This is a genomic window from Pseudomonas medicaginis, assembly GCF_965119365.1.
Taxonomy (GTDB): Bacteria; Pseudomonadota; Gammaproteobacteria; order Pseudomonadales; family Pseudomonadaceae; genus Aquipseudomonas.
In genome coordinates this window covers 6,580,016-6,597,717 of sequence record NZ_OZ221631.1, presented here as the reverse complement: position 1 = coordinate 6,597,717, position 17,702 = coordinate 6,580,016, and the positions used below count along the sequence as shown (strand labels likewise).

Sequence of the window (17,702 nt, the reverse complement as noted above, 5' to 3'; positions counted from 1 at the left end):
TCCAGTGGATACAACATTCGCGTTCACTCTAGATTCCCTGTGGGAGCGGGCTTGCTCGCGAAGCTTTTCAGGCGCGCCGCGCGTGATACAGGCTCACATGCCGAAACTCTTCCGGCTCGGCCAGGTCCGGCAAGGTCATGGCCTGGAGCATGTCGATGCGCCGGTACAGCGGATGCTGGAAATCCCGCACCCGGGAATCGGCCACCAACGCCTCACGACCACGGCTGAGGAATTGATCGAGCAGCGGCAGGTTGGCCCGGTCGTAGAGCACGTCGGCGACCAGGATCAGGTCGAAACGATCGGCCTCGGCGAAAAAATCCGTCGAATACCCCAGCTCCACGTCATTGAGCGCGGCATTGGCCTGGCAGGCGGCAATCGCCAGCGGGTCGAGGTCGCAGGCCACCACTTCCTGCGCCCCCGCCTTGACCGCCGCGATGCCCGCCACGCCGGAACCGGCGCCGAAATCCAACACCCGCTTGCCTTCGACCCACCGCGGTTGTTCGGCCAGGTAGCGGGCCATCGCCAGGCCGCTGGCCCAGCAGAAACTCCAATAGGGCGGCTCGTGAAGAATGCGCCGGGTTTCTTCCGGGCTGAAGGCGCGGTCCATGTTGTCGCCGTCGATCAGCCACAATTTCAAGTCGGTGCCCGGTAGCGGACAAGCGGCCAGGCGCGCGTCGCCCAGCAACTCGCCCAACGCTTGTTGCAGGCCTTGCGGTGCACTCATGGCGCTTTGACGAATTGCAGGGTGCCCAGGGCCTGGGTTGCCGGTTGGCTGATTCGCTGCTCTGGCAGGTGCAGGATCAACTGGCCGGACTGGCTGGCGCGACCCCGCAGTTCCACGCGGGCGCCCATCGGAAAAGCTTGCGGGTTGAAGCGCAAGCGGAAGGGCAGGGCCTGGTTGGTGCCGATCAGGCTGGAACTGGCGAGCAGTTGCTGTGGACGGTCTTTTTCGTCGATCACCAGCAGCGCCAGTTCCACTTCGGCCCCGGCCGGCACGCCTTGCAAGGTGCCGCTCAACTCGCGCTGGTGCGCCGGCAGCGGCCCCAGCTCGGTGGCCTGCCGGGCTTTTTCCTGGGCCTGTTTCGGCGCAGGGGCCGGGGCGGGCGCAGCGGGTTTGGGGGCATCGCTGCTGCACGCCATCAGCAGGCTGAAAAAACTGAGCAAAACGAGCGATCGTAGCGGCATGTGTGGCTCCAGCAAGGTGAATTCCATGGATCTGACGGTAAGCCCGTCTGTATACCGTAAACCCTATGGCTTGTCTTGCCAGTGGGATGCGCTACCATGGCCCTCCCTTTTTTTGTTGCCTGCCACCATGCACTGTCCCTTCTGCGGTGCCAACGACACCAAGGTCATCGACTCGCGACTGGTCGCCGAAGGCGAACAAGTCCGCCGCCGCCGCGAATGCCTGGCTTGCGGCGAACGTTTCACGACGTTCGAGACCGCTGAACTGGTGTTGCCGCGCCTGATCAAAACCGACGGCAGCCGCCAGCCGTTCGATGAAGAAAAACTGCGCGCCGGCATGCAGCGCGCCCTGGAAAAACGCCCCGTGAGCGTCGAACGCCTGGAAGCGGCGCTGGTGCATATCAAGCACAAGCTGCGGGCGACCGGCGAACGCGAGGTCAAATCCCTGGTGGTCGGTGAGCTGGTAATGGCCGAGCTGCAGAAGCTCGATGAGGTCGCCTACATCCGTTTCGCCTCGGTGTACCGGCGCTTCCAGGACCTGAACGAGTTCCGCGAGGAAATCGACCGCCTGGCCCGCGAACCGGTGAAAGAATGACCGGTGCGGCGCAGCAGGCCGTCCTCGACGCCCACTACATGGCCCGTGCCCTGGAGTTGGCGCGGCGCGGTCACTACACCACCCACCCCAACCCCCGGGTCGGTTGCGTGATCGTGCGTGACGGGCAGATTGTCGGCGAAGGTTGGCACATCCGCGCCGGTGAGCCCCATGCCGAAGTCCATGCCCTGCGCGCCGCCGGTGACAATGCCCGGGGCGCCACGGCCTACGTGACCCTGGAGCCGTGCAGCCATCATGGGCGTACGCCGCCGTGCGCCGATGCATTGGTCAATGCGGGTGTGGCGCGGGTGGTGGCAGCGATGCAGGACCCCAACCCGGACGTCGCCGGGCGCGGCCTGCAACGCCTGGCCCAGGCCGGCATCGCCACTGAAAGCGGCGTGTTGGAAGGCGAAGCGCGCAAGCTCAATGAAGGTTTTCTCAAGCGCATGGAACAGGGGCTGCCGTTCGTACGGGTCAAGCTCGCCATGAGCCTCGATGGCCGCACCGCCATGGAAAGCGGCGAAAGCCAGTGGATCACCGGCCCGGCTGCACGTTCGGCGGTGCAACGCCTGCGCGCCCAGGCCAGTGTGGTGCTGACCGGTGCCGACACGGTGCTGGCGGATGACGCCCGGCTGACCGTGCGCGCCGATGAATTGGGGCTCGATGCCGAGCAGACCGCGTTGGCCATGAGCCGTCCGCCGCTGCGGGTGTTGGTGGACGGGCGCCTGCGGGTGCCGCTGGATGCGGCGTTTTTCAAGGCCGGCCCGGCGCTGGTCGCTACCTGCATGGCGGTGGAAGAACAATACGCCAACGGTCCCGAATGCATGATCGTGGCGGGAGATGACGGACAGGTCGATCTGCGTCGGTTGCTGGTGGAGCTGGCGGCCCGTGGCGTCAACGAGGTGCTGGTGGAGGCCGGTCCGCGCCTGGCGGGGGCTTTCGCCCGGCAGGGGCTGGTGGACGAGTTCCAGATTTTCATCGCCGGCAAGTTCCTCGGTTCTACGGCGCGACCGCTGCTGGACTGGCCGCTGGCGCAGATGAAAGATGCCCCGCAGCTGAAAATCACCGAAATCCGCGCCGTGGGCGATGACTGGCGAGTCATCGCCGTTCCCGTTCCACCGGCCAGCGTATAATTCCCGGCTTTCGCTCACGCGGCGGCCCGTTCTCGAGGAGGACTCCATGTTTACCGGCATCATCGAATCCATCGGCAGTATCCGTGCACTCACCCCCAAGGGCGGCGATGTGCGGGTCCATGTCGAAACCGGCAAGCTCGACCTGAGCGACGTCAAGTTGGGCGACAGCATCGCGGTAAATGGCGTCTGCCTGACCGCCGTCGAATTGCCGGGCAACGGCTTCCTGGCGGACGTCAGCCGTGAAACCCTCGACTGCACGGCCATGAACGACCTCAAGAGCGGCAGCCCGGTCAACCTGGAAAAGGCCCTGACCCCCACCACTCGCCTGGGCGGGCACCTGGTCAGCGGCCATGTGGACGGCGTTGGCGAAGTGGTCTCGCGCACGGATAACGCCCGGGCCGTGGAGTTTCGCATCCGCGCCCCGAAAGAATTGGCCAAGTACATCGCCCATAAAGGCTCGATCACCGTCGACGGCACCAGCCTGACGGTCAATGCGGTGGATGGCGCCGAATTCCTGCTGACGATCATCCCCCATACGTTGAGCGAAACCATCATGGCTTCGTACCGGCCAGGTCGCCGGGTCAACCTGGAAGTCGACTTGCTGGCCCGTTACCTGGAGCGCCTGCTTATGGGAGACAAGGCCGCAGAGTCTGACTCTTCACAACGGCGGGCCGGTAACATCACCGAAAGTTTTCTGGCCGCCAACGGCTACCTCAAATCCTGACCCAAGGGGGTGCCGAGTGGCGCTCAATAGCATCGAAGAACTGGTTGAAGACATCCGCCAAGGCAAGATGGTCATCCTCATGGATGACGAAGACCGCGAGAACGAAGGCGACCTGATCATGGCCGCCGAGTGCTGCAAGGCCGAGCACATCAACTTCATGGCCAAGCATGCCCGCGGCCTGATCTGCATGCCGATGACCCGCGAGCGCTGCGAGCTGTTGAAGCTGCCGTTGATGGCGCCACGCAACGGCTCGGGCTTCGGTACCAAGTTCACCGTGTCCATCGAGGCCGCCGAAGGCGTGACCACCGGGATCTCCGCCGCCGACCGCGCACGCACCGTGCAGGCTGCCGCTGCCCGGGATGCCAAGGCCGAAGACATCGTCAGCCCCGGCCACATCTTCCCGCTGATGGCCCAGGCTGGCGGCACGCTGGCCCGCGCTGGCCACACCGAAGCGGCGTGCGACCTGGCGCGCATGGCCGGTTTCGAACCCAGCGGCGTGATCTGCGAAGTGATGAACGACGACGGCACCATGTCCCGTCGCGCGGAACTGGAAACCTTCGCCGCCGAACACAACATCAAGATCGGCACCATTGCCGACCTGATCCACTACCGGATGATCCACGAGCGTACCGTTCAGCGGATTGCCGAGCAGCCGCTGGACAGCGAACTGGGCCAATTCAACCTGGTGACCTACCGCGATTCGGTGGAAGGCGACGTGCACATGGCGCTGACCCTGGGCACCGTGTGCGCCGAGGAACCGACCCTGGTGCGTGTGCACAACATGGACCCACTGCGCGACCTGCTGATGGTCAAGCAACCCGGTCGCTGGAGCCTGCGGGCCGCCATGGCCGCGGTGGCCGAGGCGGGCAGCGGTGTGGTCTTGCTGCTCGGGCACCCGCTCGATGGCGACGTGCTGCTGGCGCACATCCGCGAAACCGCCGACCAGGCAGCGGTGAAAAAACCGACCACCTACAGCATCGTCGGCGCCGGTTCGCAGATCCTGCGCGACCTGGGCGTACGTAAAATGCGCCTGATGAGCGCACCGATGAAATTTAATGCGATATCCGGTTTCGATCTGGAAGTTGTAGAATACGTGCCCTCCGAATAATGGCCCGGAGATTCCGGCATTGTTGTTCTCTTGAGGGATTCATTTGTGGCGAGGGGATAAATCCCCTCGCCACAAAGATGCGCAAGTGAGCGGCAATGCGGGATCTGCGGGTGCTGTAATTCGAGACTAATATCACTGAGGAGCGCGTATAGAACGCGCTCTGGCTCTTTAAGAGATCTGACGAATGACCCTGAAGACCATCGAAGGTACCTTCATCGCCCCCAAAGGCCGCTACGCTCTGGTAGTGGGCCGTTTCAACAGTTTCGTGGTCGAGAGCCTGGTTGGCGGTGCGGTCGATGCCCTGGTTCGCCATGGCGTGAGCGAAAGCGACATCACCATCATCCGCGCCCCTGGCGCCTTCGAAATCCCGCTGGTTGCGCAGAAAGTCGCTCAAAAGGGCGAATATGCGGCGATCATCGCCCTGGGCGCGGTCATTCGTGGCGGTACCCCGCACTTCGAATACGTGGCTGGCGAATGCACCAAGGGCCTGGCCCAGGTGTCCATGGAATTCGGCGTGCCGGTCGCTTTCGGCGTGCTGACCGTTGATTCCATCGAGCAAGCCATCGAACGTTCCGGCACCAAGGCCGGTAACAAAGGTGCCGAAGCTGCCCTGTCCGCCCTGGAAATGGTCAGCCTGCTGGCGCAGTTGGAGGCCAAGTGATTAGCGACGAAAGCGATCGTTTCAACCCGCGCGACCCAAAGCCTGCGGATGCCGGCAAACCGTCGAAAAGCGCCAAGCGTCGCGAAGCCCGCCAGCTTGCGACCCAGGCGCTGTATCAGTGGCACATGGCCAAGCAATCGCTGAACGAGATCGAGGCACAGTTTCGGGTCGATAACGATTTCAGTGATGTCGACGGTGCGTATTTCCGCGAGATCCTGCACGGGGTCCCGCAGTTCAAGACCGAAATCGACACCGCGCTTACACCTTGCCTGGACCTGACCATCGACGAGCTGGACCCGGTTGAACTGGCGGTTCTGCGCCTGTCCACCTGGGAACTGCTCAAGCGCGTCGACGTACCGTACCGCGTGGTGATCAACGAAGGGATCGAGCTGGCGAAAGTCTTCGGTTCCACCGATGGCCACAAGTTCGTCAACGGTGTGCTCGACAAACTCGCCCCGCGCCTGCGTGAAGCTGAAGTGAAGGCGTTCAAGCGCTGATTGGCGCTTGTTATCCCAATGGGTGAGTTCGAGCTGATCCGTAATTACTTCGCCGCCGCGCCTTGCGCGCAGGGTGGCGAGGGCGTTGCACTGGGGATCGGCGACGATTGCGCCTTGCTGGCCGTTCCTCCCGGGGAACAGCTGGCGGTGTCCACCGACACGCTCGTGGCCGGTGTGCATTTCCCAGACCCTTGCGACCCGTTCCTGCTCGGCCAGCGCTCGCTGGCCGTGGCGGTCAGCGACCTGGCCGCCATGGGCGCCAAGCCTCTGGCCTTTACCCTTGCCCTGACCTTGCCGACGGTGACCGCCGATTGGCTGCAAGCCTATGCCCGCGGTTTGAACCAGATGGCCCAGGCCTGTGGCGTGGCGCTGGTGGGAGGGGACACCACCCGTGGGCCCCTGAGCCTGACCATGACCGTGTTCGGCCACGTACCGTCCGGCCAGGCCTTGACCCGCGGCGGCGCGCAGCCCGGCGACCTGCTGTGTGTCGGCGGCGAGTTGGGCAACGGCGCCGGCGCATTGCCACTGGTGCTCGGCGAGCGTCGCGCTGAACCGGCGATCGCCGAGCCGCTGCTGGCTCATTATTGGTCGCCTCGACCGCAGATCGATCTGGGCCTGGCGTTGCGGGGCAAGGCCAGCGCGGCGATGGATATATCCGATGGCCTGCTGGCCGATTGCGGGCATATCGCCCTGGCGTCCGAAGTGGCCTTGCAAGTGGAACGGGACCGACTGCCGCTGTCCAACGCTTTGGTCACGTTTCTTGGCCGCACGGATGCCGCGCAGGCTGCCCTGAGCGGCGGCGACGATTACGTGCTGTTGTTCGCCGTGCCACCGAGCCGATTGTCGGCGTTGCAGGCCGAAGGCGCTCCGATCCACGTGATCGGCAGCGTACTGGCCGGGCAAGGCGTCACGCTGGTCGACAGCGACGGGCATGACATCACCCCGCAAGTACGGGGCTACCAACATTTTCGGGAGACACCGTGACAGATCATCCCAACCAGGTCCCGGCAGAGTTCGTTCCGCCTTCGGTCTGGCGCAATCCCTGGCACTTCCTGGCATTTGGCTTCGGTTCGGGCACTTTACCCAAAGCCCCGGGCACCTGGGGCTCGCTGGTTGCGCTACCCTTCATACCGTTGTGGCAGATGTTGCCGGACTGGGGCTACTGGTTGATGCTGGGCATCACCATGCTGTTTGGCTTCTGGCTGTGCGGCAAAGTGGCGGATGACCTGCGGGTGCACGACCATGAAGGCATCGTCTGGGACGAAATGGTCGGCATGTGGATCACCTTGTGGCTGGTACCGGAAGGCTGGTATTGGTTGCTGGCGGGATTTCTGGTGTTCCGCTTCTTCGATATCCTCAAGCCGTGGCCGATCCGCTGGATCGACCGGCATGTGCACGGAGGTGTCGGTATCATGCTCGACGATGTATTGGCCGGGGTCTTCGCCTGGCTGGCAATGCAAGGATTGGTGTGGTGTTTCACCTGAAGGAGCCAGGCATGGGCGTAAGCCGCGCACTACTGCTGTTGCTGTGTTTAGGCGTCTGTGTGGGGGCAGGGATGGCCCAGTCGGCGCCGCTGCCTGACAAGGTCCGCGCGGCCAGCGAGGAGTGGGCCGATTACACCCAGGCCGATGGCCAGGGCATGGGTTGGGACATCTTGCGTGCGGTGTTCGAGCCTGAAGGCGTCAAGCTGGAAATCCGCAGCGTGCCTTACACCCGCTCGATCGGGTTGGTGCAGCGCGGCGAGGTCGACGTGCAGGTCGGTGCCTATCGGGACGAATCCGAAGGCGTGCTTTACCCGAAGTGGCACTACGACGTCGATCACATCTACGCCCTGGGGCTGGCCTCCAAGCCGACGCCCACCCTGGCAACGATTGGCAACTATCGGTTGGTATGGATGCGTGGGTACGAATACAACAACTATTTGCCCAACATCCGGCGTTTCAATGAAATCCATCGGTCGGTGGGTATCTTGCCGATGCTGCTTCATGAGCGAGCGGATTTCTACATCGATGCCTCGATGGAAATCGAAGAAGTGCTGGCCAAGGCCGATGATCCGAAGCGGTTCAAGCTCTCGCCCCTGATCAACTTGCCCCTCTACCTGGGCTTTGCCAATAACGCCAACGGACGGGCGTTGAGCGAGCTGTTCGACCGACGGATGGAGGTGCTGGTGAAAAACGGCCAGCTCAAGCCGATTTTCGAACACTGGAAACAACCCTATCCCTTCGACGAGCACGGCAGGCCGCCGAGGCCTTGATCAAACTTTTCGATGGCAATAGCCGATAATTCAGCCTAAGCGTCTGTCGGATCGTGCTGTTACAATGCCCGCCTCTGCGAATCTCCAGTACTAGATCAGGAGCACACCGGTGCCTGTCGTTTTTGTTGCCGCTTCCAAGCTGCCAACGCCCTTTGCGCAATTCACCATGCATGGTTTTCTCGATGAAGCCACCGGCCGCGAGCACGTCGTGCTGAGCCTGGGTGATTTCGCCGACGGTTCTCCGGTGCTGGGCCGCCTGCATTCCGAATGCCTGACTGGCGACGCCCTGTTCAGCCAGCGCTGCGATTGCGGTTCGCAACTGGAGGCCGCGCTGCAGGCCATCGCCCGCGAAGGCCGTGGCGTGTTGCTGTACCTGCGCCAGGAAGGCCGCGGCATTGGCCTGTTGAACAAGATCCGCGCCTATGAACTGCAAGATGGCGGCGCCGATACCGTGGAAGCCAACGAACGCCTGGGCTTTGCCGCCGACCTGCGTGACTACAGCATCTGTCTGCCGATGCTGGAACACCTGGGCGTGAAGTCGTTGCGCTTGATGACCAACAACCCACGCAAGGTCAAGGCGTTGACCGACATGGGTATCGTGGTGGCCGAGCGTGTGCCGCTGCACACCGGTCACAACCCCCACAACAAACTCTACCTGGCGACCAAGGCCAGCAAGCTCGACCACATGATGGGTAACGAGCACCAAGGCGAGGTTGACCGGGCATGACGCGCGCACAGGTCTGGCGGCGGCTGTCGGTCAGTTGGTGGAAATACCTGGCCCTGGCCTTGCTGCCAATGTTCGTGATCAACGCGGTGTTCGGCCAGGGCGAAGCGATTCTGCCGGTGCTGGCGATGCCGCTGTTCATTGCCGGCGCGGCGTCGATGTTTGTCAGCCTGCGATTCTTCGGGCCGTACAGGCAAGCCCTGATCGACACCCAGAAAGCCCTCGACACGCCCGAAGAACCCCAGGCCTGGATTGACCTGGCGGCCCGTCGCCGCTCAGCCTTCCTGGTGGCCGGGCTACCGGCCTGGGTCGGTGCCCTTGCGGTGTTCGTGGGCCTGGAAGCGGTGCCATTGATGCTGCTTGCCTTGTCGACCGCCGTGTTGTTCTACCTGTACCGCATCCCGCGCATACTCTGCAGATGAACCGCTGGCTGGCGGTCTTGCTGCTGGCCGTCAGCGTCTCGACGATGGCGGCTTCGCGGGTCGTCAGCCTCGCGCCGTCGTTGTCGGAAATCGTCGTTGAACTCGATTCCGCCGACCTGTTGGTGGGCGTCCTCGATGGCGGTGATCGTCCGCCGTCGCTCAAGGATGTGCCCTCGGTCGGCCGTTACGGGCAACTGGACATGGAGCGCTTGCTCAGCCTCAAGCCCGATCTGCTCCTGCTCTGGCCCGGCAGTGTCGGCCCGGCCCAGCGCGCGCAGCTCAAGGGCTTGGGTATTCCCGTTTATGTCGCCGAGCCCCGCAGCCTCGACCAACTCATCGCGCAAATGGAAGAGATTGCCATGCAACTCGGTCGCCCGGAGCGCGGCGCGACGCGGGCGGAGCAGTTGCGCGTGCGTCTGGAGGCGTTACGCCAGCGCTATCGACGGGACCCGCCGTTGCCGGTGTTCTACCAAGTCTGGGACCGGCCGCTGTACACCGTCGGGGGCGGGCAGATCATCAGTGATGCCCTGGCGGTGTGCGGGGCCCGCAACATCTTCTCAGACCTGAGCGTGCCGGCCCCGCAGGTGAGTGTGGAAGCGGTGCTGCAACGCAATCCGCAGGCCATCCTGGCCACGGAGCAGGCGCAGCTCGATGCCTGGAAAACCTGGCCGGTGGCGCAGGGGCGGTTGTTGTTGGTCAATGACAAGGGGCTGGAGCGGCCCGGTGGGCAGATGATCGAGGCGACGGCGCGGTTGTGCGAATTGATTGCGCCAGACAGATAGACCGCGGCGCGCCCTTCGCGAGCACGCCCGCTCCCACAGTTGACCGCGTCCTAGCCGGCAACATCGATCAACTGTGGGAGCGGGCTTGCCCGCGAAGAGGCCAGTCCAGGCACCACAAGCTCTGGATCAGAGTGACGGTGTCCAAGTCACCCCAAACAACCACGTCCGACCTTCCTCCCGATACCCATACTGGGCGCCATCATGGCTATACAGCGCCCGGCTGTAACCCTTGTCCAGCAGGTTATCCACCTTCATCTCCAGCTTCACCTCCCGGGTCAACGCCCAGCTGCCGCGCAACCCGAGCAGGGCATAGCCAGCCAGGGCGTTGCGGTTGTTCTCATCGTCATAGCTGCCGCTGACCGCTTGCCAGGTGGCGCCCAGGCCGAGGCGGTCGAATTGCCGGTCCAGGTCCAGGCTCAAGGTCCGCCGGGCGCGGCGGGCCAGGGTGTGGCCGCTGTCGCGGTCGCGTGGGTCGATGATGGCCAGGGCCAGGTTGCCCTGCCAGCCGAACAGATCCTGCAGGTAGGCCATTTCAAAGCCGTTGATCCGCGCCGAGGCGACGTTCTGCGGGCGTGAATCGCGGCCAAAAATGATCGCGTCTTCCAGGTCGGTGCGATACACAGAGGTTTCCAGGCGGGCGCTGTCGGTCAGTTGGCTGCGCCATTGCAGTTCGTAGCTCTTGGCCGTCTCGGGCTTCAGGTCGGGATTGCTGAAGTCCGGGTAGTACAGGTCATTGAAGGTCGGTGCGCGGAAGCTCTCGCTGTAGGTCAGCAACAGGTCGTTGTCCGGATTGATCGGCAGGGTGAGGGTGCCGCTCCAACTGTTCTGGCCGCCAAATTGCTGGTTCTGGTCGCGACGCAGGCCCAGTTCGGTGGAGAACGTTTCGGCCTGGAAGCGGTGCTGGATGAACGCGGCACGGTTCCAGCGGCTGTCTTCGTCAAACGGCGTGCTGCTGTTGACCCGGTCCTGATACCAATCGCCGCCGACGATCAGGCTGTTGCGTTCGTCCAGCGTCACGTCGTTCTGCCAGGTCACGGAATCGCGGTAGGTGTTGAACACTTCGCGGACGTCACTGAGCTTGTCGAAGGTCTTTTCACGGTTCTCGCTGTGGCTCAATTCCAGGCGTGATTTCCAGGCGGCGTTGATTCGTCCGTCCACGTAGGTGCTGAAGCTGCTCACCGCAAACTCGCTATAGGGTTGCTGGGGCAGGGACTCGAAGGTGGCCGGGTCGAAACGGCCGAACGGGTTGTCGTATTCGCTCTTGCCGCGGTTATCCAGCAGGTTCAGGCCGACTTCCAGGTCGTCGCTGGGGGCATGACTCAGGCTCAGGCTCAAGGATTGGTTGCGGTTGGCATCGTCGTCACGATCGCTTGCGTAGGAATCGTGGGTCCGGTTGCTGCCGGCGCTGTCGTCGAGGCTGGCGCCGAGGTTGAAGCGGGTCTGGTCGTCGCCGCCGGACAGGCCCAGGCTGCGCTCCCAGGTCCGGTGGCTGCCGACACCCACATGCAGGCGCGGCTGCAGGCCTTGCGCGTTGCCGCGCCGGGTGAAAATCTGAATGACGCCGCCCACCGCATCGGCACCGTAGATCACCGAGCGCGAGCCACGCAGCACTTCCACCCGCTCGACCTGGTTGATGTTCAGGCGTTGCAGGTTGCTGTCGCCAGAGGTGGCATTGCCGATGCGCTGACCATCCACCAGCACCAGGCTCTGGGCCGATTTGGTGCCGCGGATGTAAATCCCCGGCAGGCTGCCGCGCCCACCCAGCGGCGCCACCTGTACCCCCGGCACACGGCTGAGCAAGTCCGTGACACTGGCCGGCTGCAAGCGATCGATGTCATCGCGGGTGAACACGGTATTGGCGGCGCTACTGTCGTTGCGGGCCTCGACCTGGCGGTTGGCGCTGATCACGATGTCGGGCAGCTTCAGGGCCTGGTCGCGTTCGAAGGTATCGGCCAGCAGGTCGGGGGTTGGCAGCAGGGTCAGGGTGAGGGCGAGGCGCAGTTTCATGGGTGTTCCGTGATTATTTTGTCCACACAAAACCAATGTGGGAGCGAGCTTGCTCGCGATAGCGGAAGATCAGTCCATTAACCCATTGGCTGAGACACCGCTATCGCGAGCAAGCTCGCTCCCACAGGGGGTTGTGTGGTCTGAAAATTATAGGCCCAACAACTGCAACCGCTGGCGCACCGCCGCTTCGATGCCGGCCTCGTCCAGCCCGCATTCGGCCAGCATCTGCGCCGGCTTGGCGTGTTCGACATAGAGGTCCGGCAAGCCCAGGTGCAGCACGGACTTGAGGATGTTCTCCCGCGCCAGGCATTCGCTGACTGCCGCGCCGGCGCCGCCCATGATGGCGTTTTCCTCGAGGGTCACCAGCAGGTCATGCTGGCTGGCCATTTCGCGCACCAGGGCTTCGTCCAGGGGTTTGACGAAGCGCATGTCCACCACGGTGGCGTCCAGGGTCTCGGCGACTTTCAAGGCTTCGGCCAGTTGCACGCCGAACACCAGCAGGGCGGTTTGCTTGCCCTGGCGGCGAATCACGCCCTTGCCGATTTCGATGGGCTCGAGGTCGGTCGAGATCGTCGCGTTCGGGCCGGTGCCACGGGGGTAACGCACTGCCGCCGGGCCATTGAACAGGTGGCCGGTGGTGAGCATCTTGCGCAGCTCGTTTTCATCGCTCGGGGTCATCACCAGCATGCCGGGGATGCAGCGCAGGAACGATAAATCGAAGCTACCGGCGTGGGTCGGGCCGTCTTCGCCCACCAGGCCGGCGCGGTCGATGGCGAACAGCACGTCGAGGTTCTGCACCGCCACGTCATGGATCAACTGGTCGTAGGCCCGTTGCAGGAAGGTCGAATAGATCGCCACCACGGGCTTGGCGCCTTCGCAGGCCATGCCGGCGGCCAGGGTCACGGCGTGCTGCTCGGCAATCGCCACGTCGAAATAGCGCTGCGGGTAGCGTTCGCTGAAGGCCACCAGGTCCGAGCCTTCCTTCATTGCCGGGGTGATGCCCACCAGGCGTGGGTCGGCCGCGGCCATGTCGCACAGCCACTGGCCGAAGACGCCGGAGTACTTCGGTCCGCCAGCCTTTTTAGGCGCGGCGGCCGGGGCGTCCAGGGGTTCGAGCTTGGTGATGGCGTGGTAGCCGATCGGGTCGACTTCCGCCGGGGCGAAGCCTTTGCCTTTCTTGGTGACCACGTGCAGGAACTGCGGGCCCTTGAGGTCGCGCATGTTACGCAGGGTGGCGATCAGCGTCGGCAGGTCGTGGCCGTCGATGGGGCCGATGTAGTTCCAGCCCAATTCTTCGAACAGCGTGCCGGGGACCAGCATGCCCTTGGCATATTCTTCGGTGCGGCGGGCGATTTCCCAGGCGCCGGGCAGGCGCGACAGCACTTTCTTGCTGCCTTCGCGCATGCTGGCGTAGGTGCGGCTGGAGAGGATCTTCGCCAGGTAGTTGGACAAACCGCCAACGTTGCGCGAGATCGACATGTCGTTGTCGTTGAGAATCACCAGCATGTTGGCGTCGACTTCAGGCGCGTGGTTCAGCGCCTCGAAGGCCATGCCGGCGGTCAGTGCGCCGTCGCCGATCACGGCAATGGCCTTGCGCTCGCTGTTTTGCAGACGGGCGGCAATCGCCATGCCCAGGGCGGCGCTGATGGAGGTGCTGGAGTGACCGACGCCAAAGGTGTCGTATTCGCTCTCGGAGCGACGCGGGAAGGCGGCGATGCCGTCCTTCTGACGTAGCGTGCCCATGCGCTCGCGACGACCGGTGAGGATCTTGTGCGGGTAGGCCTGGTGCCCGACGTCCCACACCAGCCGGTCGTCCGGGGTGTCGAACACGTAATGCAACGCGATCGTCAGCTCGATGACGCCCAGGCCCGCGCCGAAGTGCCCACCGGTCTGGCCGACCGTGTAGAGCAGTTCCAGGCGCAACTCATCGGCCAGGGTTTCCAGCTCGGCTTCACCCAGGCGACGCAGGCCGTCCGGCGTGTTGGCGCGGTCCAGCAGGGGCGTGGTCGGGCGCTTGCGGGGAATCTCTTGAAACGTCGTGGGCATCAGGCGAATCGTTATAGGTATAGAAAGAGGCGGCAGTTTACCTTATGCATCGCAAGCTGCCCACGCGTAGGCCGGAACTTGGCCGATACGCACTTATGAATGGGTTGACCCTGTCTCAGCTGCGTCGTTCGACGATATACCGCGCCAAGTCGCGCAACGGCTCGGCCGCCGCGTCAAACGGTCGCAACGCTTCCAGGGCCTGGTCGCGCAATTCCAGGGCGTAGGCCTTGGCGGCATCGAGGCCCAGCAGGGCCGGGTAGGTCGGCTTGTCGCGGGCGATGTCGGCACCCTGGCGCTTGCCCAGGGTCTGGGTATCGCTTTCGACATCGAGGATGTCGTCCTGGACCTGGAACGCCAGGCCGATGGCCTGGGCGTAGGTCTGCAAGGCTTGCAACTGGACGGGCGTGGCCCGGCCGCTGGCCAGGGCGCCGAGCTTGACGCTGGCCTCGATCAGCGCGCCGGTCTTGTGCCGGTGCATGTATTCCAGGGCACCCTGGTCCAGTTTCAGGCCCACCGAACCCAGGTCGATGGCTTGGCCCCCGACCATTCCGGCAGGGCCCGCCGCCAGTGCCAGGGCACTGACCATGTCCAGGCGAATCTGCGCCGGGCAATCGCTCAAGGCCGGGTCCAGCAGGGCGCTGAACGCCAGGCTCTGCAAGCCGTCGCCGGCCAGGATCGCGCAGGCTTCGTCGAATTGCTTGTGGGTGGTGGGCTGGCCGCGACGCAGGTCATCATCGTCCATGGCCGGCAAATCGTCGTGCACCAGCGAATACGCGTGGATCAGCTCCACCGCGCAGGCCGCGCCGTTGGCCTGTTCGGCCTGGCCGCCCAGGGCTTCGCACGCGGCGTAGGCCAACAGTGGCCGCACACGCTTGCCGCCGTTCATCACGCTGTAGCGCATGGCTTCGTACAAGCGCGCCAGTTCCGGGCTCGGGGCGCTGAACAAGGTGTCCAGGGCCGCATTGACCCGGGCCTGGCTGCTGGCCTGATAAGCGCCGATCATTCAGGTTGTTCCGCGTCGAAAGGCTCTTCGGTCAACTCACCGTCGCGTTCGAGCAGCAATTGCACCTTCTGCTCGGCCTGGGCCAGCGCCGCCTGGCAGTCGCGAGTCAAGCCGATACCCTGCTCGAAGGCGGTCAGCGAGTCTTCCAGCGACAATTCGCCGTTCTCCAGTCGTTCGACCAGCGTTTGCAGGTCGGCCAGAGATTGTTCGAAATCCAGTGCAGCTTTTTTGCGGGCCATGGCGGCTATTCCGGTTGACTGTTAAACCGGCGCGACACTAGCAGACATGGGGTGTTCGGGCAAATCAGGGCAGGGGATCGAAGCGGGGCAGCGGGCTTGCACCGACCTGCTCCCTCGCCACAGGGTGTTCAGTCGGCTGGATAGTTGATCTGGTAACGGGTACTGCGCCCCCCGCCGGGCATCCTCCGAAGGCAACCCTTCTCCAGCAGCTCGGCCAGATGGCGCGTTGCCGTTGCCTTGGAGACCTTGGCCACGGCCTGATATTGAGCGGCGCTGATTCCATGCTCGAAGCCTTTTTCGCCGCCATCGAGCAACCGGTTCAGCACTTTGCTCTGTTCAGGTGTGAGCGCCAAAGCGCGATGGGCCTGCCAGAACCGCGTCTTGCCCAACACGCTTTCGATCTGCGTCATCGCTTTGTGCAAGCTGCGCAACAGCGTCTGGAGGAACCAGGTCAGCCAGTCAGTGATATCCAGCGTGGCTTTCTGACTGGTTTCGAGGATCCGGTAATAACCGGCGCGGTCATCCAGGATGCTCACTGACATCGCATAGAAACGAATCGCCTGGGCTTCGCCCTGGGCCAACGCCAAATCGGTCAGGGTGCGGGTCAAGCGGCCATTGCCGTCGTCGAACGGGTGCAGGGTGACAAACCAGAAATGCGCGATACCGGCGCGCAGCAAAGGATCGAGGCCGGCCTGGTGGCGGCTGGTCTCGAACCAGTCGATGAACGTTTGCAATTGCTGTTCAAGACCCAGGCGTGGTGGTGCCTCGAAGTGAACAGTCGGTCGGTCCAGCCTGCCAGAGACCACTTGCATCGGTTCGTCGCCGCGCAATGCGCCCACGCGGATCTGTCGATGGACAAGGCCCTCGGCCTGTCCGGGAAACAGCCACTCATGCCATTCCTGCAGTCGCTCGAACGTCATGGGTTGGTTGAAGTGCCGCGTTGCGTCAAGCAACAGGTTCGCCAAGCCTTCGCTGCGTTGGCTGACCGGAGTGTCCTCGACGTGTTTGAGTCCCAGGCGGCGAGCCAGGGACGAGCGCACCGAGCCGACATTCAATTGCTCTCCTTCGATGGCCGAAGAAGTCACGATGTTTTGCAGTAGCGCATCCAGTTCGTTCTGGGCACTGAGCGAAGCCGTGACTGCCCCTGTCATGCCGAGCAACTGACCTTGGGCTTTCACGCACTCGCGAAGCAGCGGTGCCAATGCTTCGGTTCGCCAATGAAAATCGGGCCAATCGGGCTGTTGCCAGATCCAGTGAATGCTCATGTGTCTGTCCCAAGCGTGGATGAGCCGAATATTAGCGCTATTCGGCTCATTCTGTGAGCCGAATAAATGCCCTATTCGGCTCACGCCCCTTCGGGACGTGATTTCCCACACAGAATCACGCGTTCCCCGATTGTTAATAATTGGCCGAATCGCTAACCTTCGCGCCATCTACGGCCCCCTTGCGACGGGGCCTTCAGACGAAACCTGAATAATGACAAGCGCGCTGAGGATTAGCGCCGGGTTGCGTCGTGCATGAGCAGGAGGCATACGTGCGTTTTCTTTCTTTACTGATCGTGTTGCTTGGCGCGCCGTTGGCGTGGGCGCAGCCTTCTGCCGAGATGTCGGAGCCGGTGGGCGGTTGGCGCTACAGCGGCTTGCTCGATCGCACCGAAAACCCGCAAGTCGCCTATCCCACGCCGCCGATCGACCGGGGCGTGCAGCGCAACCGCACGATGATCGAAGGCCGTATCAAAGCCATGGGCACGGCTCGCCAGCCCCACAGCCTGGCGGTCAACGGTAATCCACTGAATCTCTACACCGACGACGAGGGGCGTTTCGCCCGGCCGTATGCGTTCGGCGCCGGTTCCAACAGCGTCGAGGTGCGCAGCTCCGAAGGCCAGTCCCTCAAGCGCGTGCAATTCTATGAAGCCAACAACCTGCGCACCCCGGCGCAGATCCGCGTGGTGCTGGGCTGGGACGATCCCAAGGCCGAACTCGACCTGCATATCGTCACACCCGACGGCCAACATGCGTTCTTCGGCCGGCCGGCGCTGAGCAACGGCGGCGGTCTCGACCCGGACGGCGTCGACGGCCCCGGCCCCGAAATGTTCACCATGACCGCGCCGATGCGCGGCACCTACCTGGTCTACGTGAACTATTGGGGCAACTACGGCAGCGGCGGCTACAACTTCGACGAGACCAGCAACCAGAACGAGGTGATCACCTCGCAGATCAACCTGGTGCTCAACGAAAACACCGTCGATGAAAAACGCGAGACCTTTGTCGTGCCCCTGCGCGCCATTGGCGATCTGTTGCTGGTCAAGACTTTCAACTACTAACGCTC

The 17,702-nt window shown here is 63.6% G+C and carries 20 protein-coding genes; 13 read left to right on the top strand and 7 right to left on the bottom strand.

Annotation, left to right across the window (positions count from 1 at the left end):
* Positions 1–67: 67 nt before the first annotated feature.
* Both ACMTA2_RS29140 and ACMTA2_RS29135 read right to left on the bottom strand, forming a co-directional pair.
* Positions 68–724: a class I SAM-dependent methyltransferase gene (locus ACMTA2_RS29140; RefSeq protein ID WP_413792846.1), complete on the bottom strand. Its 657-nt coding sequence runs from the start codon at positions 722–724 to the stop codon at positions 68–70.
* Positions 721–1,185 (bottom strand): YbaY family lipoprotein, encoded by a 465-nt coding sequence (locus tag ACMTA2_RS29135; protein ID WP_413792845.1) that lies wholly within the window; start codon positions 1,183–1,185, stop codon positions 721–723. The genes ACMTA2_RS29140 and ACMTA2_RS29135 overlap by 4 nt, the downstream gene beginning before the upstream one ends.
* A 127-nt stretch (positions 1,186–1,312) precedes the next feature.
* On the opposite strand from ACMTA2_RS29135, the gene nrdR reads away from it, so the two are divergent.
* The 12 genes from nrdR (at position 1,313) to ACMTA2_RS29075 (ending at position 10,079) form a co-directional block, all read left to right on the top strand.
* The gene (gene nrdR / locus ACMTA2_RS29130; protein WP_013694316.1) at positions 1,313–1,777 is read left to right on the top strand and encodes a transcriptional regulator NrdR; all 465 of its coding nucleotides are present in this window, start codon (positions 1,313–1,315) and stop codon (positions 1,775–1,777) included.
* Positions 1,774–2,907 carry a bifunctional diaminohydroxyphosphoribosylaminopyrimidine deaminase/5-amino-6-(5-phosphoribosylamino)uracil reductase RibD gene (gene ribD / locus ACMTA2_RS29125; protein WP_413792844.1) on the top strand — a complete coding sequence of 378 codons (1,134 nt, stop codon included), beginning with the start codon at positions 1,774–1,776 and terminating at the stop codon, positions 2,905–2,907. The genes nrdR and ribD overlap by 4 nt, the downstream gene beginning before the upstream one ends.
* Positions 2,908–2,953: 46 nt before the next feature.
* On the top strand, positions 2,954–3,631 hold the full coding sequence (locus ACMTA2_RS29120) for a riboflavin synthase (RefSeq protein WP_413792843.1): 678 nt from the start codon (positions 2,954–2,956) through the stop codon (positions 3,629–3,631).
* Positions 3,632–3,647: 16 nt separating this feature from the next.
* A complete protein-coding gene (gene ribBA / locus ACMTA2_RS29115) occupies positions 3,648–4,739 on the top strand; it encodes a bifunctional 3,4-dihydroxy-2-butanone-4-phosphate synthase/GTP cyclohydrolase II (protein ID WP_413792842.1) in 1,092 nt (363 codons plus the stop codon).
* Positions 4,740–4,923: 184 nt separating this feature from the next.
* Positions 4,924–5,400, top strand: coding sequence for a 6,7-dimethyl-8-ribityllumazine synthase (gene ribH, locus ACMTA2_RS29110; protein WP_003206025.1), 477 nt, complete (start codon positions 4,924–4,926; stop codon positions 5,398–5,400).
* Positions 5,397–5,897 (top strand): transcription antitermination factor NusB, encoded by a 501-nt coding sequence (nusB, locus tag ACMTA2_RS29105; protein WP_053125809.1) that lies wholly within the window; start codon positions 5,397–5,399, stop codon positions 5,895–5,897. The genes ribH and nusB overlap by 4 nt, the downstream gene beginning before the upstream one ends.
* Positions 5,898–5,915: 18 nt before the next feature.
* Positions 5,916–6,881, top strand: coding sequence for a thiamine-phosphate kinase (thiL, locus tag ACMTA2_RS29100; RefSeq protein WP_413792841.1), 966 nt, complete (start codon positions 5,916–5,918; stop codon positions 6,879–6,881).
* Entirely contained in the window at positions 6,878–7,381 is a 504-nt protein-coding gene (locus ACMTA2_RS29095) for a phosphatidylglycerophosphatase A family protein (RefSeq protein ID WP_003206020.1), read from the top strand. The genes thiL and ACMTA2_RS29095 overlap by 4 nt, the downstream gene beginning before the upstream one ends.
* 11 nt (positions 7,382–7,392) lie before the next feature.
* Positions 7,393–8,151, top strand: coding sequence for a substrate-binding periplasmic protein (locus ACMTA2_RS29090; protein WP_413792840.1), 759 nt, complete (start codon positions 7,393–7,395; stop codon positions 8,149–8,151).
* A gap of 109 nt (positions 8,152–8,260) precedes the next feature.
* A complete protein-coding gene (gene ribA, locus ACMTA2_RS29085) occupies positions 8,261–8,878 on the top strand; it encodes a GTP cyclohydrolase II (protein WP_014340439.1) in 618 nt (205 codons plus the stop codon).
* On the top strand, positions 8,875–9,297 hold the full coding sequence (locus ACMTA2_RS29080) for an MFS transporter (protein ID WP_413792839.1): 423 nt from the start codon (positions 8,875–8,877) through the stop codon (positions 9,295–9,297). The genes ribA and ACMTA2_RS29080 overlap by 4 nt, the downstream gene beginning before the upstream one ends.
* Complete coding sequence (locus ACMTA2_RS29075) at positions 9,294–10,079, top strand: cobalamin-binding protein (RefSeq protein WP_413792838.1); 786 nt, start codon at positions 9,294–9,296, stop codon at positions 10,077–10,079. The genes ACMTA2_RS29080 and ACMTA2_RS29075 overlap by 4 nt, the downstream gene beginning before the upstream one ends.
* A 126-nt stretch (positions 10,080–10,205) precedes the next feature.
* On the opposite strand, the gene ACMTA2_RS29070 is transcribed toward ACMTA2_RS29075, so the two are convergent.
* The 5 genes from ACMTA2_RS29070 to ACMTA2_RS29050 all read right to left on the bottom strand — a co-directional run bounded on the left by ACMTA2_RS29070 (position 10,206) and on the right by ACMTA2_RS29050 (position 16,639).
* Positions 10,206–12,086 (bottom strand): TonB-dependent receptor domain-containing protein, encoded by a 1,881-nt coding sequence (locus ACMTA2_RS29070; RefSeq protein ID WP_413792837.1) that lies wholly within the window; start codon positions 12,084–12,086, stop codon positions 10,206–10,208.
* Between the two features lie 147 nt (positions 12,087–12,233).
* Positions 12,234–14,132, bottom strand: coding sequence for a 1-deoxy-D-xylulose-5-phosphate synthase (dxs, locus tag ACMTA2_RS29065; RefSeq protein WP_413792836.1), 1,899 nt, complete (start codon positions 14,130–14,132; stop codon positions 12,234–12,236).
* 115 nt (positions 14,133–14,247) lie between these two features.
* Entirely contained in the window at positions 14,248–15,135 is an 888-nt protein-coding gene (gene ispA / locus ACMTA2_RS29060; RefSeq protein WP_413792835.1) for a (2E,6E)-farnesyl diphosphate synthase, read from the bottom strand.
* Positions 15,132–15,374, bottom strand: coding sequence for an exodeoxyribonuclease VII small subunit (locus ACMTA2_RS29055; protein WP_003185917.1), 243 nt, complete (start codon positions 15,372–15,374; stop codon positions 15,132–15,134). Before ACMTA2_RS29055 ends, ispA begins: the two co-directional genes overlap by 4 nt.
* Before the next feature lie 128 nt (positions 15,375–15,502).
* A complete protein-coding gene (locus ACMTA2_RS29050; RefSeq protein WP_413792834.1) occupies positions 15,503–16,639 on the bottom strand; it encodes a Fic family protein in 1,137 nt (378 codons plus the stop codon).
* 269 nt (positions 16,640–16,908) lie between these two features.
* On the opposite strand from ACMTA2_RS29050, the gene ACMTA2_RS29045 reads away from it, so the two are divergent.
* Entirely contained in the window at positions 16,909–17,697 is a 789-nt protein-coding gene (locus tag ACMTA2_RS29045; RefSeq protein ID WP_413792833.1) for a YfaP family protein, read from the top strand.
* Positions 17,698–17,702: the final 5 nt, after the last annotated feature.